This is a genomic window from Oleiphilus sp. HI0043 (assembly GCF_001634935.1).
Window position 1 is genome coordinate 1 of the sequence record NZ_LWEY01001331.1, and the last position, 882, is coordinate 882.

General features: G+C 47.1%; 1 protein-coding gene. It reads right to left on the minus strand.

From position 1 onward, the window contains the following. Window positions 1-882 (minus strand): thiamine pyrophosphate-dependent enzyme (locus tag A3729_RS17800; protein WP_255376400.1); only part of this gene is annotated, 882 nt, incomplete at both ends.

The window sequence follows — 882 nt, forward strand, 5'->3', positions numbered from 1 at the left end:
TACATTAATGGCTGCGTGCCCGAAGGCTCATCCGCCTCGTTATGACCACGACGGCGATAGCAGAACAAGTCAATAACGACATCTTTCTTAAACTGATTGCGGAAATCAATTGCAACCTGAGTAGCAAACAAAACAGCTTCGGGGTCATCACCATTTACATGCAAGATTGGCGCTTCGATCATCTTTGCAACGTCGGTACAATACTCTGTTGAGCGCGTGTCTTCACGCTTATTGGTGGTAAAGCCAACCTGGTTATTAATAATAATATGTACGGAACCACCCGTACCATAACCACGAGTTTGTGACATCTGGAAGGTTTCCATCACCACGCCCTGACCTGCAAACGCAGCATCGCCATGCATGATAATAGGTACGACAGAATCCCGACGCTCATCTTCCCTTCTACCCTGGCGCGCTCGAACCGAGCCTTCAACAACCGGAGAAACAATCTCAAGATGTGAGGGGTTAAACGATAAGGCTAGATGCACTTCGCCACCTGGCGTCATCACATTCGATGAAAAGCCCTGGTGGTATTTAACGTCACCGGAACCAATATCATGGAGTTTTTTACCGTCAAACTCATCGAACAAGTCTTTCGGGTTTTTACCAAGCGTATTCACCAAAACGTTTAGGCGACCACGGTGAGCCATACCTATAACGATTTCTTTAGCACCATAACCACCGGCACGCTGAATCAGCTCATCCATCATCGGGATCAGACTTTCACCACCCTCCAAGCCAAAGCGTTTGGTACCTGGGTAACGAGAGCCAAGATATTTTTCTAAGCCTTCTGCTGCTGTTAAACGCTCTAGCAGATGGTAGCGCGTATCAAATTCGTAATTGGGCTTACCTTTTACTGACTCAATACGCTCTTGAAACCAT